Source organism: Xenorhabdus santafensis (genome assembly GCF_033949405.1).
Lineage (GTDB): Bacteria > Pseudomonadota > Gammaproteobacteria > Enterobacterales > Enterobacteriaceae > Xenorhabdus > Xenorhabdus santafensis.
The window spans coordinates 1-535 of the sequence record NZ_VCDN01000321.1 but is presented as its reverse complement, the minus strand read 5'-3'; the positions used below and the strand labels follow the sequence as shown (position 1 = coordinate 535).

The 535-nt window shown below is 33.1% G+C and carries 1 protein-coding gene; it reads left to right on the top strand.

The window, feature by feature from the left end:
• Window positions 1-535 (top strand): S8 family serine peptidase (locus FE392_RS22655; RefSeq protein WP_319931932.1); only part of this gene is annotated, 535 nt, incomplete at both ends.

Genomic DNA, 535 nt, shown 5'->3' with positions numbered 1-535 from the left:
GTTATCAAAGAAAGATGATTATTTAATTATGTTTCGAGATAAAATTGATGAAAATTTGATTGAAAAACAAGGTGGGGAAGTAAAAGAAACGTATTCTAATTTACCCATTGTAAAAGCTGAATTTCCTTATGATCCAACAAAGACTTTGAAACAGTATTTTGAAGTCTTGGAAGTTGAACAAGATGGAAATGTAAAAGCAAATGGGACGAAACAGTCTTTACATAATGGGGTATCCAGTGTTTTATCTACGAAAGGAAAAGGAGTTTCCCCTCTTACTGGGAAAGGAATTGCTGTTGCGGTTTTAGATACTGGTATTGATAGAGAGCACCCAGATGTAAAGATAAAAGATGGCGTTTCATTTGTTGAAAATGTTTTAGATTTTGATGATGATAATGGTCATGGAACACATTTAGCGGGTATTATTGGAGCGCAAAAAAATAATAGCGGTATGACAGGAATTGCTCCTGATGTGGATTTATATGCAGTGAAAGTATTAGATAAGTATACGAATGGAAAATATAGTACAGTTGTAAAA